Below are 5,324 nucleotides of genomic sequence, written 5' to 3'. Positions count from 1 at the left end.
GTTAACCGATAGGGATTGTCAGCATTGTGCTGCTTCGAGAGCGAGCGAACTCCGTAATCGGAAAGAAATTCCGTCTCATCGAGCATGCGTTTGAGAATCCTTTTCATCCGATGGCCGCGGAGCAGCGAGAGCAGGCGTCGTTCCCCAAAGCCGGGTTCATGCCAGCGCGAGACAAGCTGCGCCAGGTCAGGACGGTATTTCAGATACCAGTTCAATCGGCGGTTGAAACCGGGGAGTTTTTCGAGAATTTCCGGTTCCAGCGTTTCAACCGCAAAAAGAGGAATGATGCCAACCAGGGAACGGACTTTGATCGGGTAAACCCGTTCTCCCGGTACAAATAATACATCATAGTAAAATTCGTCTTCCTCGTCCCAGAGGCTTACTCCCTCGCTGCCGATGTTGAACATTGCCGCGGCGATGTTTAAAAAATGCTCGAAAAACTTGGTTGCGATATCCTCATACACAGGATTGTAAATCGCCAGCTCAAGGGCAATGCGCATGAGGTTCAGGCAATACATCGCCATCCAGCTTGTCCCATCAGCCTGGTAGATAAAACCGCCGTTCGGCAGAGGGGAACTGCGGTCGAACAAACCGATATTATCCAATCCTAGGAATCCGCCCTGGAAGATATTTCGCCCTTCCGGGTCCTTGCGATTGACCCACCAGGTGAAATTCAGCAGCAGTTTGTGAAACACCCGTTCGAGAAAGGGGATATCCCCCTTGCCCCCATGCCGCTTTCGGTCGATTTTGTAAACCCGCCAGGCGGCCCAGGCATGAACAGGTGGATTCACATCGCTGAATTCCCACTCATACGCCGGAAGTTGGCCGTTCGGGTGCATGTACCATTCACGGGTCATCAGGATCAACTGATGCTTGGCGAACTCCGGGTCGATCATGGCAAAAGGAATACAGTGAAAGGCAATATCCCACGCCGCATACCAGGGATATTCCCAATTGTCGGGCATGGTTATGACATCAGCGTTATTCAGGTGCGTCCAGTCACGGTTACGACCGCGCCGTCGTTCGGGCGGGGGCGCAGGCTGCCCCGGGTCGCCTTCCAGCCACCTGCGGACGTCATAATAATAGAACTGCTTTGTCCAGAGCATTCCTGCAAATGCCTGGCGCTGGACATTACGGGCGTCCGGATCGGCTATCCCGGGTACAGAATCCGCGCGCTGAATCTCTACAGTATAAAAATCGTCCGCTTCCCGCTGACGCCGGGAAAAAACGGTATCGAAGGACCGGAAGGGAAGAGTCAGCGCCCGCCTGGAAAAACGCAGCTTGAATATCTCACAGGCCCCGGCTTCTAACTCGGTGGTGAAATGCAACGCGGCTTTGGTTCCGAGCCGGCTGGGATTAACTCCCCCGAGGTTGCCGTGCACAATGTATTCGTTTATTCCGTCCTTGAAATATCCTCCGGCCTCCGTACCATACAACCTTGACGTGTTTGTCTCATTATTACAGAAGAGCATCTCCGGCCTGCCGGAAAAGTATAACCGGTATTCTCCCAATTCCGGATGATACACTTTTATTGCCGAATTATCGGCCGGGGTCAACTGCGGTATTTCTTCACCCGTCGTCCATGCCCAGGTATTTCGAAACCACAGGTGCGGCAGTACATGAATAATAGCCTTCTCGGCGCCGCGGTTCTCCACGGTGATCCGTATGAGAATATCTTCCGGCGAGGCTTTGGCATACTCCACGAATACATCGAAATAGGCGTTCCTGTCGAATATACCGGTGTCGATAAGCTCGAATTCGGGGGCGGTTTTCCCCCGTCTCCGGTTCTCTTCCACCAGGCGGGCATAGGGGAATTCGGCCTGGGGATACTTGTAAAGCATTTTCATATATGAGTGCGTCGGGGTGTTGTCAAGGTAGTAGTAATATTCTTTTACATCTTCGCCGTGGTTCCCTTCATCATTGGTCAAGCCGAACAATCGCTCTTTGAGGAAAGGATCCTTCCCGTTCCAGAGCGCCAGAGAGAAACACACGAGCTGGAGGTTGTCGCATATCCCTGCGATTCCTTCCTCTCCCCATCGGTATGCCTTGCTGCGGGCCATGTCATGGGTAAGGAATTCCCATGCTTTCCCATCGGGGCTGTAATCTTCCCGCACGGTTCCCCACTGGCGCCCGGCCACATAAGGCCCCCATGTGCGCCAGGGTTTTTTCTTTGTGTTGACTTCCCGGAGTCTTCGAGTTTCTGCGTTCATGCAAAAATCCTCAAGAATTGCGCATGGAATATAAAAAACATGCAGAAGCAGGGCATCGGCATTTATTGGACACGCCGGTTACTGATGCGGTTTTTTCCATGAGTATTCCTCCCTCTCGCAGGTGCTGTCATGACCTCCGCAGCGGTGCAGCCAGGCATAGCCTGCACGGGCTATGAATTCATCCGCCTCCGCCGGTCCCCGGCTTCCCGGTTCATAGATGTACAGAGGCGGCGCGGCCTGACCATCGAGTCCTTTGATAATCGGATCGATGAACCGCCAGGCTGTTTCGATGGCGTCTTTCCGGGCAAAGAGTGAGGCGTCGCCGACCAGGATATCCAGGAGCAGGCGCTCGTAAGATTCGGGGATGCTGTCCGGGCCGAAAACATCGGCATAATGGAACGACATCTCTACCGAATGCATTTCCGCTGTGGTGTCCGGATTTTTTACTTCAAAACGGAGGTGAGCTCCTTCATCGGGCTGAATTCCGATAGTCAGCAGATTCGGTTTTATATCCCGCCCGGGTGGAAGGGGAAACAACACATGAGGGGGGCGTCGGAACTGAATATTGATCTCGGTGGTTTTTGCGGTCAATGCTTTCCCGCAACGGAGAAAAAAGGGTATGCCCTGCCATCTCCAGTTGTCGATATATATCTGCAGGACGGCATAGGTGGGGATTTGTGAATCGGGAGCGACCTTTTCCGTTCCACGGTAGCCCCGGTATTGACCGCGCAATGCGTACTTGGCAACTTCATCCGCGGCAATTGGACGAAGAGCTGTGAGCACCTTGCTTTTCTCGTTACGGATGGCGTCCGCTTCAAACGAGCTGGAAGGCTCCATGGCTACCAGCGCCAAAAGCTGCATCATGTGATTCTGGAAAATATCCCGGATAATTCCGGCCTGGTCGTAATAACCGGCCCGGTGTCCCACATCCACACTTTCCGCCATGGTAATCTGAACATGATCGATGTAGTTCCGATTCCATATCGGCTCGAAGATAGTGTTCCCGAAGCGGAAAAAAAGGATGTTCTGGGCGGTTTCCTTGCCAAGATAATGATCGATGCGGTAAACCTGGCTTTCCTGGAAAACGGATAGGATGATACGGTTGAGTTCTACCGCTGAGGGAAGGTCCCGGCCAAAAGGTTTTTCGATGACTATCCTCCGCCAGCCCTCCTCTTCGCCGGCCATGCGGCTCTCTCCGAGATTTTTTACGACGATCGGGAAGTATTCAGGCGAGGAGGCCAGATAATAGACCCGGTTGGCCGGACCTCCTTCTATCTCTCCCAGAGAGAGTTGCAGCCCCGGATAATCTTCTGTATTACTCAGGTCGCCACGGACATAGACGATGTTTTGGGAAAAAGCTTGCCAGGCAGCCGGGTCGAATGAACCACGAACATACTCCTGTACCCCTTCAAGAAGATAATTGCGAAAAATCTCGTTTGAATAAGGGCGGCGGGCATAGCCGGCTATTCTCAGCCCGGAAGGCAGCCGTCCCTTACGATACAGGCTGAAAAGGGAAGGAATCAGTTTCCGTCGGGTAAGATCCCCGGTAGCGCCGAAGATGACGATGGTCACAGGCATCGCCGTAGTGTTGACAGGAGCCATCGTATAATTCCTCCCATGATAAATTTTATGATTGAGAAATTAGCCGGGATTATTCATAAAAAATATTTTTTCCTGTAAGCCTCAAAACTACAGCCCCCTAAATCCCCCAAAGGGGGACTTAAAAGACTGAAAGACAATGCGTAACAGTTTTTTACAAATTATGTTGCACTTACATGTTATTATATTTACCACGTAAAGTCCCCCTCCGGGGGATTTAGGGGGCTGCCTTCCATCAGTAGGCATAAGTACTTGTTCAAAAATAAGTTGAGAAAATATTTACGTAACTTTATGAATAATTCGGGTAAGATCCTGAAACGAGTTCAACGATTCAGGATGACACGTGTCATGCCGAACTTGTTTAGGCATCTGCCTTGCTGGTGGTGGCCGCACTCCGCAGGTGCTTGATTTCCTGCCCTGCGCCCACGATCACATCGGTGGCCAGCCCCAGAAACAGCCCATGCCCGGCTATTCCGGCACGGCTGTTCAACCTTTCCGCAAGACGTTGGGGATGAACGATGGGGCCGAACCGGCAATTCAGGATCATGTTGCCCTGGTCGGTTCGGAACTGTATCCCGTTGCCGGTATAAAGAATCTCGGGATGTCCGCCGATAGATTCGAGAAACGCCGCCTGGGAGCGCCAGCCGTAAGGAACCACCTCCACTGGGATTGGGCTGTTCGTCCCCAGCACCGGGGAAAGTTTTGAGCTGTCCACCACTATTATCTCGCGCAGGCTGGCCTGGGCCGCGATTTTTTCCCGCAGGAGCGCTCCGCCTCTTCCTTTGATAAGATTCAGGCCGGGGTCCACTTCATCCGCCCCATCAATAGTCACATCCAGTGCAGGATGTTCGTCGAGAGTGGTCAAGGGAATTCCCAATCTCAGAGCTGTTTCTCCGACATTATCCGAGCAGGGGACGTAGAGAATGTTTTCAAGCTTGCCTTCACGCAAAAGATGTGAAATCCGGAGAATAGCATAATGGACTGTGCTGCCATGACCCAGCCCTACAATCATACCCGTCTTGATAAAATCCACCGCCCGCTCGGAGGCCTGTTTTTTTTCACGGTCTCTTTCCTCATCCATTTCTCTCCCCTCTACTCTATCAATTTTCTGGCCTGCTCCACCACTTGTGCCGTAAGAAACGGGTCCAGAGGACAAAAGCCATCGAAGCCGCACCCATGGGAGCGCCCGGATGCCCGGAATTCGCCTTCTGCACCGCATCCGCCGCAAGAAAGCGAATGGCATTGATGCATCGCTGCTCCAGAATCTTTGTATCTGCGTTCATATTCCCTTCTGTTTCAGCGTATAGATCCTGAAACGGTTATATCGTTCCCGCAAAGCGGCAACAAGTTCAGGATGACAAGTGTCATGCCGAACTAGTGTAATGTCAATCAGATAATGTCTGGTGCTGAAGTTTCTTTTTCTTTTTACCCCCTTAAAAAGGGGGTCGCCGCTCAAGCGGCGGGGGGATCTTTATTCGCCGGGAAGAAGAAATCCCCCCTGCCTTTGGCATCCCC

3 protein-coding genes and 1 pseudogene are annotated in these 5,324 nt (G+C 52.4%); all 4 read right to left on the bottom strand.

Annotated elements, in window-relative coordinates:
- Nucleotides 1-2,210, bottom strand: a 2,210-nt coding sequence (locus Q8O92_02055) for a glucosidase (GenBank protein MDP2982096.1), incomplete at its 3' end; no start/stop codon positions are given.
- 78 nt (nt 2,211-2,288) lie between these two features.
- Complete coding sequence (gene zwf, locus Q8O92_02050; GenBank protein MDP2982095.1) at nt 2,289-3,812, bottom strand: glucose-6-phosphate dehydrogenase; 1,524 nt, start codon at nt 3,810-3,812, stop codon at nt 2,289-2,291.
- Between the two features lie 358 nt (nt 3,813-4,170).
- Entirely contained in the window at nt 4,171-4,890 is a 720-nt protein-coding gene (gene rpiA / locus Q8O92_02045) for a ribose-5-phosphate isomerase RpiA (GenBank protein MDP2982094.1), read from the bottom strand.
- A gap of 46 nt (nt 4,891-4,936) precedes the next feature.
- A pseudogene (locus tag Q8O92_02040) lies at nt 4,937-5,092 on the bottom strand (hypothetical protein).
- Between the last annotated feature and the right edge of the window lie 232 nt (nt 5,093-5,324).

Origin of the sequence: Candidatus Latescibacter sp. (genome assembly GCA_030692375.1) — a bacterium.
Lineage (GTDB): Bacteria > Latescibacterota > Latescibacteria > Latescibacterales > Latescibacteraceae > JAUYCD01.
This window is presented reverse-complemented; position numbering and strand designations above follow the sequence as displayed.